Annotated in this window: 19 protein-coding genes; 10 read left to right on the top strand and 9 right to left on the bottom strand. The window is 76.9% G+C overall.

Annotated elements, in window-relative coordinates:
* Nucleotides 1-220: 220 nt before the first annotated feature.
* Nucleotides 221-913 carry a hypothetical protein gene (locus PKE99_RS09065; protein WP_156067180.1) on the top strand — a complete coding sequence of 231 codons (693 nt, stop codon included), beginning with the start codon at nucleotides 221-223 and terminating at the stop codon, nucleotides 911-913.
* Between the two features lie 41 nt (nucleotides 914-954).
* Here the strand turns inward: PKE99_RS09065 and PKE99_RS09070 are convergent, their stop codons facing one another.
* On the bottom strand, nucleotides 955-1,374 hold the full coding sequence (locus tag PKE99_RS09070) for an ATP-binding protein (RefSeq protein ID WP_231498049.1): 420 nt from the start codon (nucleotides 1,372-1,374) through the stop codon (nucleotides 955-957).
* A gap of 41 nt (nucleotides 1,375-1,415) precedes the next feature.
* Nucleotides 1,416-2,153: an SDR family oxidoreductase gene (locus PKE99_RS09075; RefSeq protein ID WP_037041180.1), complete on the bottom strand. Its 738-nt coding sequence runs from the start codon at nucleotides 2,151-2,153 to the stop codon at nucleotides 1,416-1,418.
* Between the two features lie 90 nt (nucleotides 2,154-2,243).
* Here PKE99_RS09075 and PKE99_RS09080 point away from each other — a divergent pair, with 90 nt between their 5' ends.
* The 4 genes from PKE99_RS09080 to PKE99_RS09095 all read left to right on the top strand — a co-directional run bounded on the left by PKE99_RS09080 (nucleotide 2,244) and on the right by PKE99_RS09095 (nucleotide 7,693).
* On the top strand, nucleotides 2,244-2,720 hold the full coding sequence (locus PKE99_RS09080) for an RrF2 family transcriptional regulator (RefSeq protein ID WP_037041183.1): 477 nt from the start codon (nucleotides 2,244-2,246) through the stop codon (nucleotides 2,718-2,720).
* Between the two features lie 42 nt (nucleotides 2,721-2,762).
* Nucleotides 2,763-3,959, top strand: coding sequence for a CaiB/BaiF CoA transferase family protein (locus PKE99_RS09085; RefSeq protein WP_037041186.1), 1,197 nt, complete (start codon nucleotides 2,763-2,765; stop codon nucleotides 3,957-3,959).
* Nucleotides 3,960-4,212: 253 nt separating this feature from the next.
* On the top strand, nucleotides 4,213-4,749 hold the full coding sequence (locus PKE99_RS09090; protein ID WP_271214864.1) for a hypothetical protein: 537 nt from the start codon (nucleotides 4,213-4,215) through the stop codon (nucleotides 4,747-4,749).
* Nucleotides 4,750-4,765: 16 nt separating this feature from the next.
* Nucleotides 4,766-7,693 (top strand): FtsW/RodA/SpoVE family cell cycle protein, encoded by a 2,928-nt coding sequence (locus PKE99_RS09095; protein WP_051736901.1) that lies wholly within the window; start codon nucleotides 4,766-4,768, stop codon nucleotides 7,691-7,693.
* A gap of 17 nt (nucleotides 7,694-7,710) precedes the next feature.
* Here PKE99_RS09095 and PKE99_RS09100 read toward each other — a convergent pair whose 3' ends face one another.
* From PKE99_RS09100 to PKE99_RS09125, 6 genes are all read right to left on the bottom strand, one after another.
* Complete coding sequence (locus PKE99_RS09100) at nucleotides 7,711-8,697, bottom strand: rod shape-determining protein (protein ID WP_037041190.1); 987 nt, start codon at nucleotides 8,695-8,697, stop codon at nucleotides 7,711-7,713.
* 103 nt (nucleotides 8,698-8,800) lie between these two features.
* Nucleotides 8,801-9,598, bottom strand: a complete 798-nt coding sequence (locus PKE99_RS09105; protein WP_051736831.1) for a universal stress protein — start codon at nucleotides 9,596-9,598, stop codon at nucleotides 8,801-8,803.
* 214 nt (nucleotides 9,599-9,812) lie between these two features.
* Complete coding sequence (locus PKE99_RS09110; protein ID WP_051736832.1) at nucleotides 9,813-10,169, bottom strand: dsRBD fold-containing protein; 357 nt, start codon at nucleotides 10,167-10,169, stop codon at nucleotides 9,813-9,815.
* Nucleotides 10,170-10,586: 417 nt separating this feature from the next.
* A complete protein-coding gene (locus tag PKE99_RS09115) occupies nucleotides 10,587-11,357 on the bottom strand; it encodes a GAF and ANTAR domain-containing protein (RefSeq protein ID WP_051736833.1) in 771 nt (256 codons plus the stop codon).
* Nucleotides 11,354-11,728, bottom strand: coding sequence for a CBS domain-containing protein (locus tag PKE99_RS09120; RefSeq protein ID WP_051736834.1), 375 nt, complete (start codon nucleotides 11,726-11,728; stop codon nucleotides 11,354-11,356). The genes PKE99_RS09115 and PKE99_RS09120 overlap by 4 nt, the downstream gene beginning before the upstream one ends.
* A gap of 67 nt (nucleotides 11,729-11,795) precedes the next feature.
* Nucleotides 11,796-11,984 (bottom strand): DUF1918 domain-containing protein, encoded by a 189-nt coding sequence (locus PKE99_RS09125; protein ID WP_037041719.1) that lies wholly within the window; start codon nucleotides 11,982-11,984, stop codon nucleotides 11,796-11,798.
* Nucleotides 11,985-12,279: 295 nt separating this feature from the next.
* Between PKE99_RS09125 and PKE99_RS09130 the strand changes: the two genes are divergently transcribed.
* Complete coding sequence (locus PKE99_RS09130) at nucleotides 12,280-12,525, top strand: hypothetical protein (RefSeq protein WP_037041192.1); 246 nt, start codon at nucleotides 12,280-12,282, stop codon at nucleotides 12,523-12,525.
* Between the two features lie 40 nt (nucleotides 12,526-12,565).
* Here PKE99_RS09130 and PKE99_RS09135 read toward each other — a convergent pair whose 3' ends face one another.
* Nucleotides 12,566-13,423 (bottom strand): universal stress protein, encoded by an 858-nt coding sequence (locus tag PKE99_RS09135; protein ID WP_037041194.1) that lies wholly within the window; start codon nucleotides 13,421-13,423, stop codon nucleotides 12,566-12,568.
* Nucleotides 13,424-13,721: 298 nt separating this feature from the next.
* On the opposite strand from PKE99_RS09135, the gene PKE99_RS09140 reads away from it, so the two are divergent.
* The 4 genes from PKE99_RS09140 (at nucleotide 13,722) to PKE99_RS09155 (ending at nucleotide 16,999) form a co-directional block, all read left to right on the top strand.
* Nucleotides 13,722-15,512, top strand: coding sequence for a sensor histidine kinase (locus PKE99_RS09140; RefSeq protein ID WP_037041195.1), 1,791 nt, complete (start codon nucleotides 13,722-13,724; stop codon nucleotides 15,510-15,512).
* A gap of 87 nt (nucleotides 15,513-15,599) precedes the next feature.
* Entirely contained in the window at nucleotides 15,600-16,160 is a 561-nt protein-coding gene (locus PKE99_RS09145) for an Rv1733c family protein (protein WP_051736835.1), read from the top strand.
* 171 nt (nucleotides 16,161-16,331) lie between these two features.
* On the top strand, nucleotides 16,332-16,697 hold the full coding sequence (locus tag PKE99_RS09150) for an STAS domain-containing protein (protein WP_037041196.1): 366 nt from the start codon (nucleotides 16,332-16,334) through the stop codon (nucleotides 16,695-16,697).
* 89 nt (nucleotides 16,698-16,786) lie between these two features.
* A complete protein-coding gene (locus PKE99_RS09155) occupies nucleotides 16,787-16,999 on the top strand; it encodes a hypothetical protein (protein ID WP_037041199.1) in 213 nt (70 codons plus the stop codon).
* Nucleotides 17,000-17,023 lie beyond the last annotated feature (24 nt).

Raw genomic sequence — 17,023 nt, forward strand, 5'->3', positions numbered from 1 at the left:
GGCCACTCGAAGTCGTGCACTCGAATTCGCCTTCTTCCGATCGAGGCGGTTCATTCTGCGGCGACGGTCGACGGCATCGAGGTTCGTGTGTGCAGGCGAGCCATTCGAAATGCCCCTTCCCGCGAACGCCCGGGACCAGCACGATGGGCCCCCGAGCGCCGCTCGCCGCGGCGTCGAGGGGGGAATCATCGTGGACCCGACCGTCACCTTCTATCAGACCTTGAGCGGCACGAGTTTCACGTTGCTGGGGCTGTGGTTCGGTGTCATGCAGTTCGCGCACGGCAACTGGCGCTCGGATCCGGATCGGCACGCGGCGACGTTGCACCTGGCGCTGAAGTTCTTCCTGCCCGGGGTGCTCGGGCTCGCCTCGATGCTGGGCACCACCGCGGGCGACAACGGGCTGGTGTGGCGCGCCACGTTCGCGATCGGCGGGGCGATCGGACTGGTCGAGTCCCTCCGCTACCTGCTGCGCACCGGCCGGGCGCGGGTGCCGGGCCGGCGGCTCGCGGTGCTGGACCCGCTGTTGTACGCGCTGGTCGTGGCGGCTGCGTTCGTCCCGGCCGGCACGCTGGCGATCAGCCCGCTGCAGATCGAGGGCATCGTCACCGGCCTGCTGTTCATCACCGGGCTGTGTGGGGTGTGGCTGGCCTTCGCCGAACGGGCGTCGGAGTCGACCACGACCACCACCACTGCCGCAACCTCGACCCCGGCCTCGCCGGGCTCGCCGATGCCCCCGCCCGGCCCCGCCGGCGTCGCGGCGGCCGCCCCGACCGGCCCGCCGGTCCCGCACGCCGCGCCGACCGGTCCGCCGATCCCGCGCACCACACCGGGCGGCCCGCCACTGCCTCGCCCCGAGCCCCGGCCCGAGCAGATGCGGAACTTCCCGCCCCGCGAGGACCCACGGACGAGCTGACCGGACGAGCTGACCCACACCCGTCGCGGCCCGGCAGCCGGTCACGACGGAGACACGACGTCGACCCGGTCGAAGCCCTCCTCGACCGACGGCGGCACGAGCCGGTTGCGCGTCCCCAGCACCCCGACCAGCGGCACCCGCGCCCGGCCGGTCCGCCGGTCGTTGCGCTCGAGGCAGAGCTCCAGGGGAGTGGCGAGGTGCACCGCGCGGACCCGGGCGCTGTGGGCGTGCGCGATCGCGATCAGCCCGGCCCGATCCTCGGGCGAGGCGTTGGTGTTGTCGACGACCACGTCCCGGCCGGCCGCGAGGAGCTCCTCCACCACCCGGCGCTGCCGCTGCTCCCGGCGCTTCGCGTTGGGCCAGTGGTCCTTGCTCACCACCGCGTGGGTGGCGGCGAGGTGCCCGCGCACCCAGGTCGACTTGCCCGCCCCCTGCAGGCCGACCATCACGACCAGCTCCACGACGCCCGGGTACCCCGCCGAGCCGGGACGACCGGGGAGCCTCAGGCCTTGAGCCAGTCCTCGAACCCGGTCGCGCCGATGCGGGCATCCCCGGCAGGGACCAGCGCGTCGCCGATCGCGGTGCCGAAGTAGCGGGCGTCGGGGCCCGTGGTGACGCTCCGGGGGTCCTCGCGGGCGGCCAGGAACTCGCGCACGAACTCCTCCATCGTGCGGCGGTCGGGGCCGGCCAGGTCGATCGTGCCGCCGACCGGCGCGCCGGTGGCGAGCTCGGCGAGGGCGGCGGCGACGTCGGCCGCGGCGACCGGCTGGAACGCCCCCTCGGGCACGGTGACGGTGCTGCCCTCGGTGGCCGAGTCGGCGATCATGCCGAGGAACTCGAAGAACTGGGTGGCGCGCAGGATCGTGAACGGGATCCCCGAGCCGGTGATCAGCTCCTCCTGGGCGACCTTGGCGCGCAGGTAGCCCGCGTCGGGCAGCCGGTCGGTGCCGACGATCGACAGCGCGACGTGGTGGCCGACGCCCGCCTCGCGCTCGGCGGCGAGCTGGGTGGTGGTCGAGCGGGTGAAGAAGTCGAGCACCGGACCGTCCGCGAACGACGGCGAGTTGGTGACGTCGACGACCACCTGCGCCCCGGCCAGGGCCTCGGCGACACCCGCGCCGGTCAGCGTGTCGACCCCGGTCGAGGGCGAGGCGGGCACCGCCTGGTGGCCGCGCTCCCGCAGCGCGGCGACCAGCGCCTTCCCGATCAGGCCCGTTCCTCCGACGACGACGATCCGCATGGCCGTTCCCTCCCGTGAATCCGGATATCTCTTGTCCGGGATCCTACTCGGACAACTTCTGTCCGAGTCAAGTAGGCTGCGACGGTGAAGATGTCCGGCGGGGTGGAGTGGGCGCTGCACTGCTGCGTGGTGCTGACCGGCACGACCGACCCGGTCCCGGCGGCGAAGCTCGCCGAGTTCCATGACGTGTCGCCGACCTACCTGGCCAAGCAGCTGCAGGCGTTGTCCCGGGCCGGGCTCGTCCGCTCCGTGCAGGGGCAGGCGGGCGGGTACGTGCTGACCCGGGCCGCCGGGGAGATCACCGTGCTCGACGTCGTCGAGGCGGTCGACGGCGCCGAGCCCGCCTTCGTCTGCACCGAGATCCGGCAGCGCGGGCCGCTGGCCGCCACGCCGGAGGCGTGCACCACGCCGTGCCCGATCGCGCGGGTGATGATCGAGGCGGACCGGGCGTGGCGCGGCGCGCTGCGCGGGGTGTCGATCGCGGATCTCGCCGGCGACGTCGCCCGGACCACCGGCGTGGAGACCCTGCCACGGGTCCGCGCCTGGTTGCAGGGCCTCGCCGGCTAGCGCCCGCGCAGGCCGGATTCGCACGGGAGTCGAGGAGTTCGGATGGGTTCGGGACCGCTGACCGGGATCCGCGTCGTCGACGCGGCGACGCTCGCCGCCGGGCCGCTCGTCGCGACGTGGCTCGGTGAGCACGGCGCCGAGGTGATCAAGGTCGAGCAGCCCGACGGCGGCGACCCGCTGCGGCAGTGGGGAGCCCAGCGCGACGGCGTCGGGCTGATGTGGAAGAGCCTGGGGCGCAACAAGAAGTCGGTCACGCTCAACCTGCGCGAGGAGGCGGGGCGGGACCTGCTGCGCGGGCTGACCGACACGGCGGACGTCGTGGTGCTGAACCTGCGCCCGTCGACGCTCGCGCGGTGGGGCCTCGACCACCCCGCGCTCGCGGCGACCAACCCGGGGCTGGTGATGCTGCACGTCACCGGGTTCGGGGCGGGCGGGCCGAAGTCGGACCGGCCGGGTTTCGGCACGCTCGGCGAGGCGATGAGCGGGTTCGCCCATCTGACCGGGGAACCGGACGGCCCGCCGACCCTGCCCGCGTTCATGCTGGCCGACGGGGTGGCCGCGCTGACCGCGACCTACGCCGTGATGATGGCGCTCTACCACCGCGACGTGCACGGCGGCCCGGGCCAGCTGATCGACGTCAACCTGGTGGAGCCCCTCGCGCGGCTGATCGAGCAGCCGGTGCTGACCTACGACCAGCTCGGGGAGGTGCCCGCCCGCACCGGGAACCGCTGGGACATCTCGGCCCCGCGCAACACGTACCGGACCAAGGACGGGCAGTGGCTGGCCATGTCGGGCAGTGCCCCGACGATCGCCCTGCGGGCGCTGCGGGCCGTCGGCCGCGAGGACCTCACCCGGGACCCCCGCTTCGCCGAGGCCCGGCAGCGGCTCCGGAACGCCGCGCTGATCGACTCCGTGATGGCCGAGTGGATCGCCGCGCACACGCTCGACGACGCGATGACCGTGTTCGAGGAGGCCGAGGTCGCGGCCGCCCCGATCTACGACGCCGAGCAGCTGCTCGCGGACCCGCAGCTGCAGGCCCGCGGCGTGTTCCCGCAGGTAGCGGACCCGGACCTGGGTGCGATGCGGGTGCAGGCGCCGGTCCCGCGCTTCTCGGCGACGCCGGGCGGCATCGACCATCTCGGCCCGGGCCTCGGCGAACACAACGACGAGATCTACGGCGGTCTGCTCGGCCTGTCCGAGGAGCACCGGGCCGCGTTGCGCGCGCAGGGCGTGATCTGACGTCGGTGATCTGCTGCCCTGTGACCCGACGCCAGGGCCGGCCGCCTGATCCTCGCCGGTCCACCGAGGTGCGCCAGGGTCCATGGACCCGGGAAGGACCCGTCCGGCCCCGGGACCCGGTGGACCCCGCTGGGCCGTCCGCCCCTGCCCCCGCCCGCCCCTCCTGCGGCACCGTGTCCGGCGGGGACGACACACGGGCCGTGGCGGGGACGAGGGGGGCTGCGGGGTGGTTCGGGCCGGGGGGTACGCGGGCGTGCGCGCACGGCGTCGTCGCTGGTGGCTGTGGGTGGCGTGGCCGCTGGTGGTCTGCGCGGTGCTGGCGGTCGAGTGGTCGCTGCTGCACGAGCGGATCGAGGCGGACATCGCCCTCCTGCTCGCCAGCGGCCGCGACGCCGCGGTCGCGCCCGCGCCGGGCCCGGTGCTGCCGCCGCTGCCGGCCGCGCCCGCGCCGGCGGCCGACGGGGCGGTCGGGTCGGTCGACCTGCGCACGGTGCGGGCCTGCGGGGCCGGGCAGGACTGCCTCGTCCGCATCCACGTGGGGCTGCGTCCCGCGCCCGAGCCGGTGGCCGTGGACTGGACCGTGCGGCTCGACGACCTGTGCGGCGGCGCCGGCGCCACCCTCGCCGGGGGCACGGTGAGCGTGCCGGCGGGGGTGGACCGCGCCGACGTCGTCGGCGCCGTCCGGATGCCCGACGCCGGCGCGACCGCCCTCACCGCCGTCACCGCCGGTGCGGGGGCGGCGGCCAGCCCGGCGGTCCGCGTCCCACCGACCGGCGGGTGCGCGCCGTGACCGGCCGGCGGCACCGATGAGGCCCGCGCGACGGCTCCGCCGGCTCCTGCCCGGCCGGCGCCGGGTGTCCACCTGGGCGACGGGGGAACGGCCGCCCAAGCCACCCCGGCCGCGCCGGAACCACGGGCTGGCGTTCGACGTCGTCGCGGTGCTGGCCACGCTCGTGCTGGTCGTCGCCGGGCTCGCCAACCTCGCCGTCGTCGAGGGGATCGACACCGCCGTGCGGCAGGGGATCATCGCCGCCGGCGGGCTGGTGCTGCTCGCGCTGTTCTGGCGGGTCCGGGTCGGGCTGCTCGGCGTGCTGGGCGTCGTCTGCTACGCGCTGGCGGTGGTCCTGCTCGCGGCGGTGCCCGTGGTCGGCCTGAGCGCGAACGGCGCCACCCGGTGGATCGCCGTCGGCGGGTTCACCTTCCAGCCCTCCGAGCTCGCGAAGCTGGGCCTGCTCCTGGTGGTCGCCGGGGTCCTCGGGTCGGGGCGGCCGGCGTACCAGCGGTTCCTGGGGGCGCTGGTCCTCGCCGCGATCCCGATCGTGCTGACCGTGCTGCAGCCGGACCTGAGCACCACGACGCTGCTGGTGGTCGTCTCCGTGGCGCTGCTGGTGATCGGGCGGGTACCGGCCCGGTTCGTGCTGCCGGTGTTCGCCGGGGCCGCGGTCGCCGCGCCGCTGGTCGTCGGGTTGCTGCGGCCCTACCAGGTGGAGCGGCTCGGCAGCTTCCTGGCGGGGGCCGCGGAGTCGCCGGCCGGGTCCGGCTGGGCGGTCGCGCAGGCCCGGATCGCGCTGGCCTCCGGCGGCCCGTTCGGGCAGGCCGGGGACCCGCTGACGAACGTCCTGGAGCGGTACCTGCCCGAGCGCGACACCGACCTGGCCCCGGCCAGCCTCGTCCTGCAGTTCGGGATGGTCGCCGGCGTGGTGGTGCTGCTGGCCGCCGTCGTCCTGGTGTGGCGGCTCGCGGTCGCCTCGCGCACCTCGCGCACGGCCCACGGGGCCCTGCTCGCGGGCGGGCTGGCCGTGCTGTTCGGCGCCGAGGTCGTGGTGTCGGTCGGCGGCAACCTCGGACTCCTGCCGCTCGCCGGGGTGCCGTTCCCGCTGGTCAGCTACGGCGGCACCGCCGTGGTGGTGCACCTCGCGGCGATCGGCGTGGTGCTCGGGGTCCGGCGCGACGGGGCCCGCCGCGTGCTCTGGGCGGCGCCCGAACGGCTGCGCCCGCGGTTGGTCCGGGTCGCCGCACTGGGCGTGACCGGCCTGCTGCTCACGTTCGGCGCCTTCGGCTGGCGGCTCGAGGCCGTCGAGGGGCCGGCGCTGGTCGCCGCGGGCCAGGAACAGATGGCCCGGTGCGTCCGGCTGCCGGCGCCCCGGGGCGAGATCACCGACCGCAACGGGGCCGTGCTGGCGATCGACGCGGCCGCGACCGACGCCGGCACCGCGAAGATCGAGGCGGTTCCCGGCCTGGTCCGGCCGGGCGAGGTCGACCGGCTCGCGGGCCTGCTCGGCAGGCCGCCCGCGGACGTGCGCGCGGCCCTCGACGCCGCCCCGGACACCACGCTGTCGCTGGAGCTGGCGGAGCTCCCGATCGCCCAGGCGCGCACGGTCACCGGGTTCGACGGCGTGCGGGTCGAAGCGGTCCCGCGCCGCAGCTACCCGACGGGCGAGCTGCTCGGCCCGGTGCTGGGCTACACCGGGATCGCGACCGACGTGCAGACCCGGCGCGACCCGACCCTCGGCCCCGGCGTCGTCGTCGGACGGGCCGGGTTGGAGGCGAGCTACGACGCCGTGCTCCGCGGCCTCGACGGCGAGCAGTGCTACTGGGTGACGCCGTCCGGTGTCCCCACCGCGCTCGGCACCCGGCGCGACCCGGTCCCGGGCGCCGACCTGCGCACCGCGCTCGACCTGCCGCTGCAGCAGCGGCTGACCGACTCGGTCCGCGCGTCGCTCGCCGGGCAGCGCAACCCCCGGGCCGTGGGTGCCGCGGTCGCCATGGACCCGCGCAACGGCCAGGTCCTGGCCCTGGCCAGCCTGCCCTCGTACGACAACAACCTGTACGGGCCGCCGCTCGACGTGCAGGCGCTGCGGGCCGTGGAGGCACGCCCGGGCCACCCGACGCTCGAGCACGCCAGCCAGGTCGCGGTGCCGCCGGGCTCGACGTTCAAGCTGGTCGTGGCGGCCGCGAACATGGTGACGGGGACGATCCCGCCGGCGTCGATCGTCCCGACCGGCGCGAGCTTCACCCTGGCCGGGCACACGTTCGACAACTGGAAGCCCATGGGGCCGATGAACCTGCCGCAGGCCATCGCCTGGTCGAACGACGTCTACTTCTACCGGCTCGCCGCCCTCATGGGGCCCGACCCGATCATCGAGGCCGCGCACGCGCTCGGCGTCGGGTCGCCGACCGGCATCGACCTGCCCGGCGAGTCCGCGGGCTACCTCGGCACCCCGCAGTCGATCGCCGACGACGGCGGGCACTGGTACGGCGGCACGACGGTGATCCTCGGCATCGGGCAGGGCCCGCTGCAGGTCACGCCCCTGCAGAACGCCCGCTGGACGGCCGCGATCGCGACCGGGCAGCTGGTCACGCCGCGGCTGGGGCTCGCGGTCGGCACCCCGGAGGCCGGCTTCACCGCGCTGCCCGTGCCGCCGCCCGTCGCGGTGCCCTTCGCCTCCGCGCTCGGCCCCGTGCGGGACGGGATGCGCGCGGCGGTGCGCGGGGGCACGGCCACGTCGTTGTCGACGGTGCCGCTGGACTCGGGCGCGAAGACCGGCACCGCGCAGGACGGCAGCCTGTCCGCCGAGGAGTACGACAACTGGACGTCCGTCGCCGCGCCGTTCGACGCGCCGACCGTGGTGATGACGGGCCTGGTCCAGGGGCCGGGCAAGGGCGCCAACAGCGCGAGCCGGATCGTCATCGAGGGGCTGCGGCAGTATCAGGCGGCCCCGCCCGTGCCCTGAGAGATACTGCGGGAGCCTCAGCCGCGGGCGTAGGTCTCGAGCACGCCGGGCAGGGTGAAGGCGCGGGCGGCCCCCTCGGCCACGCACGTCGACGGGTTCTCCGCCTGCTTCACCGGCAGCCCGAGTCCCGCCTCCAGGGCCGCGCGCAGCCCGCGGGTCGGGGAGGCACCGCCGACGAGCAGGACGCCGTCCGCGGCGAGGTCGTCGAGCGCACGGGCGGGCAGGTCGTCGAGGCACCCGATCAGCGAGGTCGCGAGCTCCGCCACGCGCGGCGCCACCACGGAGTGCAGCTCGCCGGCGGGGATGCGCAGCGTGCGGGGCCGGCCGTTGTCGCCGTCGCGCCCGACGACCGTGACCTCGCCGCCGTCGGGGACCGCCCCGACGCGGATCGTCAGGTCCTCGGCGGCGTCGCGGCCCAGGGAGAGGTGGTGCTGCTCGCGCACGTGCCGGCGGACGGCGGCCGCGATCGCGTCCCCGGCGACCCGGCGCGACCGCACGGCCAGCACCTCGCCGTAGCACATCGCGACGATCTCGGCGGTGCCGGCGCCCACGTCGGCGACCATGTGCACCCGCCGGTCGAGCGGGTCGACGCCGCAGCCGATCGCGCCCGCGACCGGGCCGGCGAGGGCGAGCACGCGCACGATGCCGGCCTCCTCGGCGGCCTCGACCAGGGCGCGGCGCTCGAGCGGACTGGCGCCGGCGGGAACGGTGAGGGCGGCGGCCAGGCGGGTTCGCTGCCAGGGGCGCGGGAGCACCCGGCGGACGACGGCGCGCAGGTAGCGGCGGGCGGTGTCGAGATCGGTGATCACGCCGTCGCGCACCGGCCGGACGGCGAGCGAGCCGGACGGGATCCGGTCGACCAGGTCGGCCGCCTCCCGGCCCACGCTCACGCCGCGGCCGCCGGAGCGACCGAGCATGACCGACGGCTCGTCGTACTGGAACCCGCCCTCGGCGTCGTAGAGCACCGTGGTGCCGGTGCCGACGTCCATGCCGAAACGCCCCATGCTCCACCCCCGGATCCGGGCACGGTGCCCCCCCGTGCCGCCCCTCGCCAGCCTTCTCCCTCGGCGGCGTCCCCGGCAGGGCCGAAGGTCGTGATTTCGACCGTCAGGCGCCAGCGCGCTCGGCCGCCGCCGCGGTCCGCACCACGACCACCGGGCACGGGCCCCGGTGCACCGCCAGCCGGGCCGGCTCGTCCCAGCGCCCGGTCCCGTCGGGCCTGCCCAGGACCAGCGCCGCGGCGCCGGCGGCGCGCTCCAGCACGTGCTCGACGAACGGGCCCCGCACCCCGGCCGTCTCCACCCGGACCTCGGGGAACCGGGTGGTCCACGGCTCGAGCGCGGTGTCCAGCGCGGCGGCCGCGAGGAGGTCGGCGTCCGCGTCGCCGGTCTCGGGGACCTCGACGACGAGCGGGACGCCGCGGCCCGCGGCGAGAGGGAAGGCGGCGGCGAGCAGCGGGGCGTCCCGCACGGGGTCGGCGACGGCGGCGACGACCACCGAGCGGTGCCTCCGGTGCGGCGCGCGCACGACCGCGACGGGGCAGCGGGCCCGGCCGACCAGGTCGAGGGCGACGGAGTCGTCGGCCGCCTCCGGCGGGTCGTCCCGCCCGCCCATGCCCACGACCAGCAGGGACGCCGCGCGGGCGGCCTCGAGCAGCGCGGGTCCGGGCGCCCAGTGCGAGACCCGGCGCAGCACCTCGACCTCGGGGGCGACGGCCAGCGCCCGGGCGGTGGCCCGCTCGAGGAGCGCCTCGGCCCGGTGCGTCGACTCGTCCGCGCGCACCGCGTGCACGAGCACGAGGGGGACGCCGAGCGCGCGGGCCTCGCCCGCGGCGAACGCGACGGCGAGCAGCGACGCGTTGCTCCCGTCGACGCCGACCGCGACGGGCGATCCGGACAGGGTCACCGCGGGTTCCTCCCAGGCGAGCGTGGGCCGAGCGTGGGCCGGGGCGGGCGTTCCCCGTGAACGCCCGCCCCGGCGGGTCCACCCGTCCGCTCCCCAACGACGAGTGGCGGCCGGCGCGGTGCCTTCACGCTGCCGGCGACGTCGATGGTGCCCTCGCCGACCCCGCCCCGAGCAGGGTCGAAAGTCCCGTATTCCCGGGGGTCGCAGGGCGCTCTCAGCCCGGCGTGGTGAGGTGCCCGCCGACGTCGGTCGCGCCCTCGACCTCGTTGTGCGCCATCTGCTGCATCACCCGGGCGAGGTCGGCCAGCGCCTGGGCGGCGGCGAGCTCGTCGGCCACGCCGGGGACGTCCGCGTCGGGTGGGGCCAGCCGCGCCTGCCCGGTCCCGACGAGCCGGTCGGAGACCCGGTCGTGCAGGCGCGCGACGGCCCGCGTCACCCCGGACCCCGCCTCGAGGTCCACGATCACGGTCCAGCGCTTGCCCTGCGGGATCCCGGTCCGGGCGCGGCCCGTGGCCGCCAGGGCGTCGGACAGCGCGTCGGACAGGGTGTGTGCGCCGGTCGGCTCGGTCATCGCGGTCCCTCCCGCCGTGGTGCGTCGAGCGTGCCTCGGCGCGACGCGCGGCGGAAGGGGCGGACGGGAACGACCACCGGATTCGCCGGAACGGGTGGGGCCGCCCGGCGGGCCGGAGGAACCGGGGGACCGGTGCGGGTCCGGACGCGCGGCGGCGGCCGCCATGTCGGACCCGCACCGGCGGACGGGCCGCCCACCCGGGGGCTGGGGGGTGTAGCGCGGGTGGGTGACCCGGGTCCGTTCGGGAGAGGACGTCCGCGGGCGGCGAAGCGCGCACCGGGCCGGACGTGACCGTGGGGGAGCGGGACCCGTGCGAACCGCGTCGCGGTCGCGCGCGCCGAGGGCGGCGGTGGGTTCATGGGACCCGCTCGGACTGCCGGCTGCGCTGTGGGCTCAGGCGGACCGGATCCGGGCAGACTATCGCTCGGCGCGCGCCGCCGCAGCCGCCGGAAGCGTGCCCGTCTCGACGACGTCCAGGGCGACGTCGCGTAGCTTGCGGTGCAGCCGGCGGGACGCGGTGCGCAGCAGGTCGAACGCCTCGTCGCGGGTGACCAGCCGGCGCGCCATGAGGATGCCGAGGGCGGTGCCGATGTCCCGGCTCGAGCGCAGCGCCTCGTCGAGCTCGGCGGCGCGGCGGCGGTTGCGCGCGTCCGTCACCGCGAGGGCGGCGTGCGCGGCGAGGACGGTGCCGACGGCGACGGCGTGGTCGTCGAAGGCACCCGGGGTGGCGGAGGAGAGGGTGAGCGCGCCCAGGACGTCGTCCTCGACGAACAGCCGGAAGCACAGCAGCCCGCGCACCCCGGTCTCGGCGACGGCGCGGCGGCTGAACCCGGGCCAGCGGTCGTCCGTGTCCAGGTCCGCCACCGCACAGACGAAGCGGTCGTGGATCACGCCGAGGCAGGGGCCCTCGCCGACCTCGTGCTGGATCTGGTCGACCCGCCGCGCGGTCGCGCCCGTCGACGCCACGGAGACCACGCCGCCGTGCCGGTCGATCAGGGAGATCCCCGCGTGGTCACAGCCGGGCACGGTCGCCACGGCGTAGAGCGTGACGCGCTCCTGGGCGTCCTCGGGGGTCGGCGCGGTGCGCAGCGCGCGGGCGAGCCGGGCGAAGCGCTCGGCGAGCTCGACGGCGCCGTCCCCCGAGCCGTCCCCCGAGCCGATCCCCGGGGCACCTCCGGAGCCGCTCATCGCGCGTCCCCCAGCACCCGCAACAGGTCGGTCAGGGTGACGATCCCGGCCACCCGGTCCCCGTCGAGCACCGGCACGACCCGCACGTCGGCCTCGCGCATGCGGTGCACCAGGCCGAGCAGGTCGCCGTCGGGCGTCGCGGTCGGGGCGTCCGTGCGCACCAGCGGCCCGACGGCGGTGGCGCCCCGCCGGCCGTCCAACCGGTCCGGGACGAGGTCCGCCTCGGCGAGCATGCCGACGAACCGGTCCCGCTCGTCGACCACCGGGACGTCCGAGAGCCCGTGGGCGGCGAGCGCCGCGGCGGCGTCGCGCACGGTGGAGGCCACCGCCACGACGAGCACCGGGCGGCTCATCACCTCGCGGACCTGCATCCGCGGAGCGTCCCGCCCGGACGTGGCCCTGGCCAGGGTCCGAAGCCCCGGACCACCGCGCACGCGCTCAGCGGGCCGTGTCGACGTGCGCGTCCGGTCCGGGGAAGAAGACCGACTCGTGGCCGTCCTGCCAGCGGACGCGGTAGTGCTCGGTGTCGCCCTCGCCGCCGAGGACGGCGACGATCGTCCCGCGCCGCCGGGCGGCGTCGAGGTGGTTGCTCTCGATGACGATGCGGTCGCCGACATGAGCCTGCACGATGCCTCCCTGCACGCGGGTGGGCACCCCAGGATCGCGCGTCGGGCGCCCCGGGGCCAGGGTCCGGCGGGTCCCGGAGGCAGTAGGGACTTCCGGCCCTGGTGCGCGGCGGCCCCGCCGGGCAGTATCCGGTCCCGACGCCGCGCGAACCGCGGCAATGCGTGCGTGTCCCGGGCTCCGTCGGAGCAACGGCGGAGCCACCGGGCCGCCCGAACCCTTACCGATCGGCCCACCGGTCCGCTCGTCCACCCGCCCGGCCCCGCCGCGTCCTGCGCGGCGCCGCACGAGGAGCCCGATGACCCTCACCGCTCTGCCCCTCACCTCGACCCCGCTCCCGGTCCGCGAGTTCGACGCGGTCACCTCCGCCGTCGCGCGGCTCGCGATCGAGTTCTCCGGGCGGGTGCCGCACGCGGTGGTGGCACAAGTCGTGCGCGCGTGCCGGGCGGACCTGTCCGGTGTGCCCGCGGGGGCCGTGCCGGAGCTGCTGGAGCGGCTGGCCCGCCAGCGCCTGCTCGACCTGGCGGAGCGTGACCTGGTCTGAACCCGGGCCGATCCGGGCCGATCCGGGCTGAACCTGGGGATCAGCCGGTCGGCCCGATCGGCAGCAACCCCGGCAGGGCGAGCACCTCGCGGCGCGGGGGCGTCGGCTCGGGCACGACCAGCACCGGACAGCGCGCGGCGGCCACGGCGTCGTCGCCCGGCGAGCCGGCGACGGCGCGCAGCAGGGCCCCGCGGCCGGAGCGGCCGACCACGAGCAGCTCGGCGTCGACCGACAGCATCGTGAGCACCGCGGCCGGGTCGCCGTGCACCACCAGCGGGTGCAGCTGCAGTTCCGGGTAGCCGATCCGCCAGGGCGAGAGCAGCTGGTCCAGCTCGCGCCGGGCGCCCTCGGCGGTGTCGTTCCCGCCGTGACCCCAGCCCGCGTCGGGGCCGAACGGGCCGGGCAGCAGCCGAGCGAGGTCGAGCAGCCCGCGGCCCCCGGCGCGCCAGACGCGCACCGCGACCAGCTCGGCGTCGCGCTCGAGGGCCTCGTCGACGGCCGTGCGCAGCACCTCCTCCGGGGTCCACGGCGCGACCCCGACCACCACGCGGCCGCGGGCCGTCTCGTCCGCCGGCACGACGGCCGTCGGGCAGAAGGAGTTCGACAGCACCGGCTCGGAGGCGGGCGCGGGCAGTGCCAGCAGCGCGGCGTCGGCGGTCAGCGGGCGCAGCGCCCGCCCGACAGGGCCGGGCAGCCGGCGCAGGTCGACCGGGAGGCGCGGGTACTCGCCGCGCAGCCGGCACACCGCGCGGGCGCCGTCCGCCCCGGTGCCGACGAGCTGCAGCGGCAGGTCCCGGCGGGTCGCCTCGGCCGCGGCCCAGCGCTGGGCGGCGATCCCGGCCACGGTCCCGCCGTCGTCGAGGACGAGGACCGGGCGCACCGGCGCGGCGAGCGTCACGGGCGGACCGTCCCGGCACCGGGCCCCGGACGGGGCGGGACGAGCGGGCGGGGTGCGGGGGAGTGCACGATCACCGCCCCAGCCTCCGTGGCCGGGGCCCCGCCCCGGCAGGGCCGGAAGTCCTCCGTCCGGGACGCCCACGACGGCCCGCGGAGCTGCGGGTTCCCCCGGCCGGGTGCCTGTGCGTTCGGCCTGCCGGGGCCCCTGGCGCGCAGGTCCCGCCCTGCGTAGCGTGCAGGTCCGGGGTGCGTCCGGGGGCGTCGGCGCGCCACGCCGGGGACCGTGCGCAGGGGGGCCGATGTCCGACGAGCCGTCCTCCGCCGAGCGGGCCCGGACGACCGGCCCGGGCCGGTCCCGTCCGGCCGAGCCCGCGCTGACCTTCCCCGACCTGCCGCGTCTGGAGCTCGAGCAGCTGCTGCACCAGCTGGTCGACCGCGCCGGCGAGGTCATGGCCACCCAGGGCCGGCTGCGCGGGCTGTTGCGCGCCAACCAGGCCGTCGTCTCCGACCTGACCCTGCCCGCGGTGCTGCGGCGGATCTGCGAGGCCGCGCGTGAGCTCGTCGACGCCCGGTTCGCCGCGTTCGGGGTGCTCGGCGCGGACGGGACCATCGCCGAGCTGGTCCAGGTCGGCATGGACGAGGCGACCGTGCGGGCGATGGACACCTTCCCCGAGGGTAAGGGGCTGCTCGGCGCGGTGATCGACGAGGGCAGGCCGATCCGGCTGCGTACCGTCGCCGACGACCCGCGGTCCTCGGGCCTCCCGCCGGGGCACCCGCCGATGACGAGCTTCCTGGGCGTCCCGATCCGGGTGCGGGACGAGAAGTTCGGCGGGCTCTACCTCGCCGGCTGCAGGCGCGGCGAGTTCACACCGGAGGACGAGGAGCTCACCCGCGCGCTCGCCGCGACGGCGGCCGTCGCGATCGACAACGCCCGGCTCTACGAGTCCACCCGGCGCCGCGGCGAGTGGCTCGCCGCCACCGCCGAGGTGACCCGCGAGACGCTGGACCCGACCGAGGGCCGGCCGCTGACCGCGATCGCCGAGCGCAGCCGCGGGCTCACCGGCGCGGACCTCGCGGTGGTCCTGCTGCCCGACGACGAGGACACCCTGCGGATCGAGATCGCCGTCGGCGGCCCGGGGCAGGAGGAGGTCGCCGAGCAGCTGCTCGGGGGCGTGGTGCCACGGGCGCGCTCCCTGTCCGGGCACGTGTTCGACACGTGCCGGCCGCTGCGGCTCTCCGACCCGCGGGAGCTGCACGACCTCATGCCGGCGGTCGCGGTGGTCGAGCTGCGGATCGGGCCGGTGCTCGTCGTCCCGCTGCTCGGGGCCGACCGGACGGAGGGTGTGCTGCTGCTGGCCCGCGTGGTCGGCAGGCCGGTGTTCACCCCGGAGGACCAGAAGCTCACCGCCGGCTTCGCCAACCAGGCCGCGATCGCGCTGGAGCTCGCGGAGTCGCGCGTCGAGCGGGAGCGGCTGCACGTGCTCGACGAGCGCGAGCGGATCGCCGCCGACCTGCACGACCACGTGATCCAGCGGCTCTTCGTGGCGGGCCTGTCGCTGCAGGGCGTGGCCTCCCGGCTCGCCGGCCCGGAGGCCACCCGGCTGACCCAGGTGATCAACGACCTCGACGACACCATCGCGCAGATCCGCACGAGCATCTTCTCGTTGCAGCGCACCGGCGACGACGAGGGCGTCCGCAGCCGGATCCTCGCCGTGGTCACCGAGTCGGCGCGACTGCTCGGGTTCACCCCGCTGCTGCGCTTCAGCGGCCCGGCCGAGACGCTCGTCGCCGCGGCGCACGACGAGACCCTCGTCGACGACCTGGTCGCCGTCCTGCGGGAGGCACTGGCCAACGTGGCCAAGCACGCCGAGGCGTCGCGGGTGGAGGTCGACGTCGTGGCCGAGACCTCCGACGGCGACGACCGGCTCTCGCTGCTGGTCACCGACGACGGGAAGGGGCCCGCAGGGGGCCCGCGGCGCAGTGGCCTGGCGAACCTGGAACGGCGGGCGCGGCGCCGCGGCGGCAGCTTCGAGCTGTCCCCGCGCACGCCGAGCGGCTCCCGGCTGCGCTGGGTGGCGGCCCTGTCCTGACGGGCGGGTTCGGTCCCGACCGACGCCGGGACTCCTGCGGACCTTCGGCCCTGCCCGCCGCGCGCCGGCCTCCCGAGGCTGTCCGCCATGACCCCACCGTCGCGCCGGGCCCGCCTGCCCCGGCGCCGGTCCGACCGCATCGCGGACCTCGCCGCGTGGGTGGTCTGCGCCCTGGTGCTGGTCTCCCTGGGCGCGGCGATCGTCGTGGGGCTCGGCATCCACCGCGACCTCTCCGCGCGCGCCGCGACCGAGGCCCGGGAGCGCACCCCGGTCACCGCCGTCGTCGCCGAGGACGTCCCCGTGGTCCCCGAGGCCGGCAACCGGATCCCGGCCGACGTGCGGTGGACCGGGCCCGACGGCGTCGAGCGCGTCGGGCGCACGGAGGTCTCCGCCCCGAAGCACGTCGGCGACGAGGTCGGCGCGTGGGTGACCGACGACGGCCGGCTGGTCCGCGCCCCCCTTGCCGCGCAGGAGGTCACGTTCGTGACGATCACGTCCGCGGGCACGCTGCTGCTGCTGTCCGGGCTCGCGCTGGGCGGCCTCGCGAAGCTGGCGTTCGCCGGGGTCGCGCGGCTGCGCGCCGCCGAGTGGGAGCGGGAGTGGGCCGACGTGGAGCCGCGCTGGACCGGCCGGGCCTCCACGGGCTGACGGCTGTACGGGTTCGCGTGCAAGGCCTCGGGACCTTGGTCCCGACCGCCGGGGACCTCCGCGGGTACTGACCGCGTGTCGGCGCGACGGAGGGTTGGGGCATTCCCCGTGGACCCCGTCGGGCCCGACGGGCCGACCCGCGCCCGGACGGGCGTGGAAGGAGCGGAACCCATGACCTCGGCGCTTCCCGTCCAGCTCTCCGTCGAGGTGCCGGGCAGCGGCACCGTCCTGGTGCGCGTGGCCGGCGACCTCGACGCGGGCAACGGGACGCGGCTGCTCCGCCTGCTCGACGACCTGCTGCGGGACTCGTCGGCGCTGGTCGGCGGCCCGGCCGGGAACCGTCGCCGGCTGGTCGTGGACCTGCGCGACGTCCGCTCCTTCGAGTGCCGCGGCCTCGACGTCCTCCGGCACGCGCGGCACCGCGCCGCGACGGTCGGGGTGGACCTCGTCGTCGACGGGGTGGAGGACCGCAGGCCCGTGCTGCCCGGCCGGGTGCTGGCCCTGCTCGACTCCGTCGCCCCGGCCCTCGCGGGCTGAGCGGGTCGAGGACCCCGGAGGGGCCGAAGGACCCTGGCGGCGGCCCCGCCCGGTGCGCTACACGTCCGGGGGTATCCGAGGAGGGTGTCGTGCACCGGAACGACCTGCGGTACGAGTCGGGCCTCGTCGAGGCGATCTGGGTGGGGGAGTGCCCCGCCTGCGGCGCCACGGTCCGGGTCAACCACCCCGCCCAGGCGGTGAGCTGGGAGTCTGCGCACTCCCGTTGCGGCTGCGGCCGTCCGCTGGTCCCGGACGAGACCGGCCGCGGCTGGCGGCCCCGGCGCGGGACGCCCGTGGGCTGAGCCCGGGCGCGTTCCCGGGCGGCG

This window comes from Pseudonocardia halophobica (genome assembly GCF_027922425.1).
Classification (GTDB): domain Bacteria; phylum Actinomycetota; class Actinomycetes; order Mycobacteriales; family Pseudonocardiaceae; genus Pseudonocardia; species Pseudonocardia halophobica.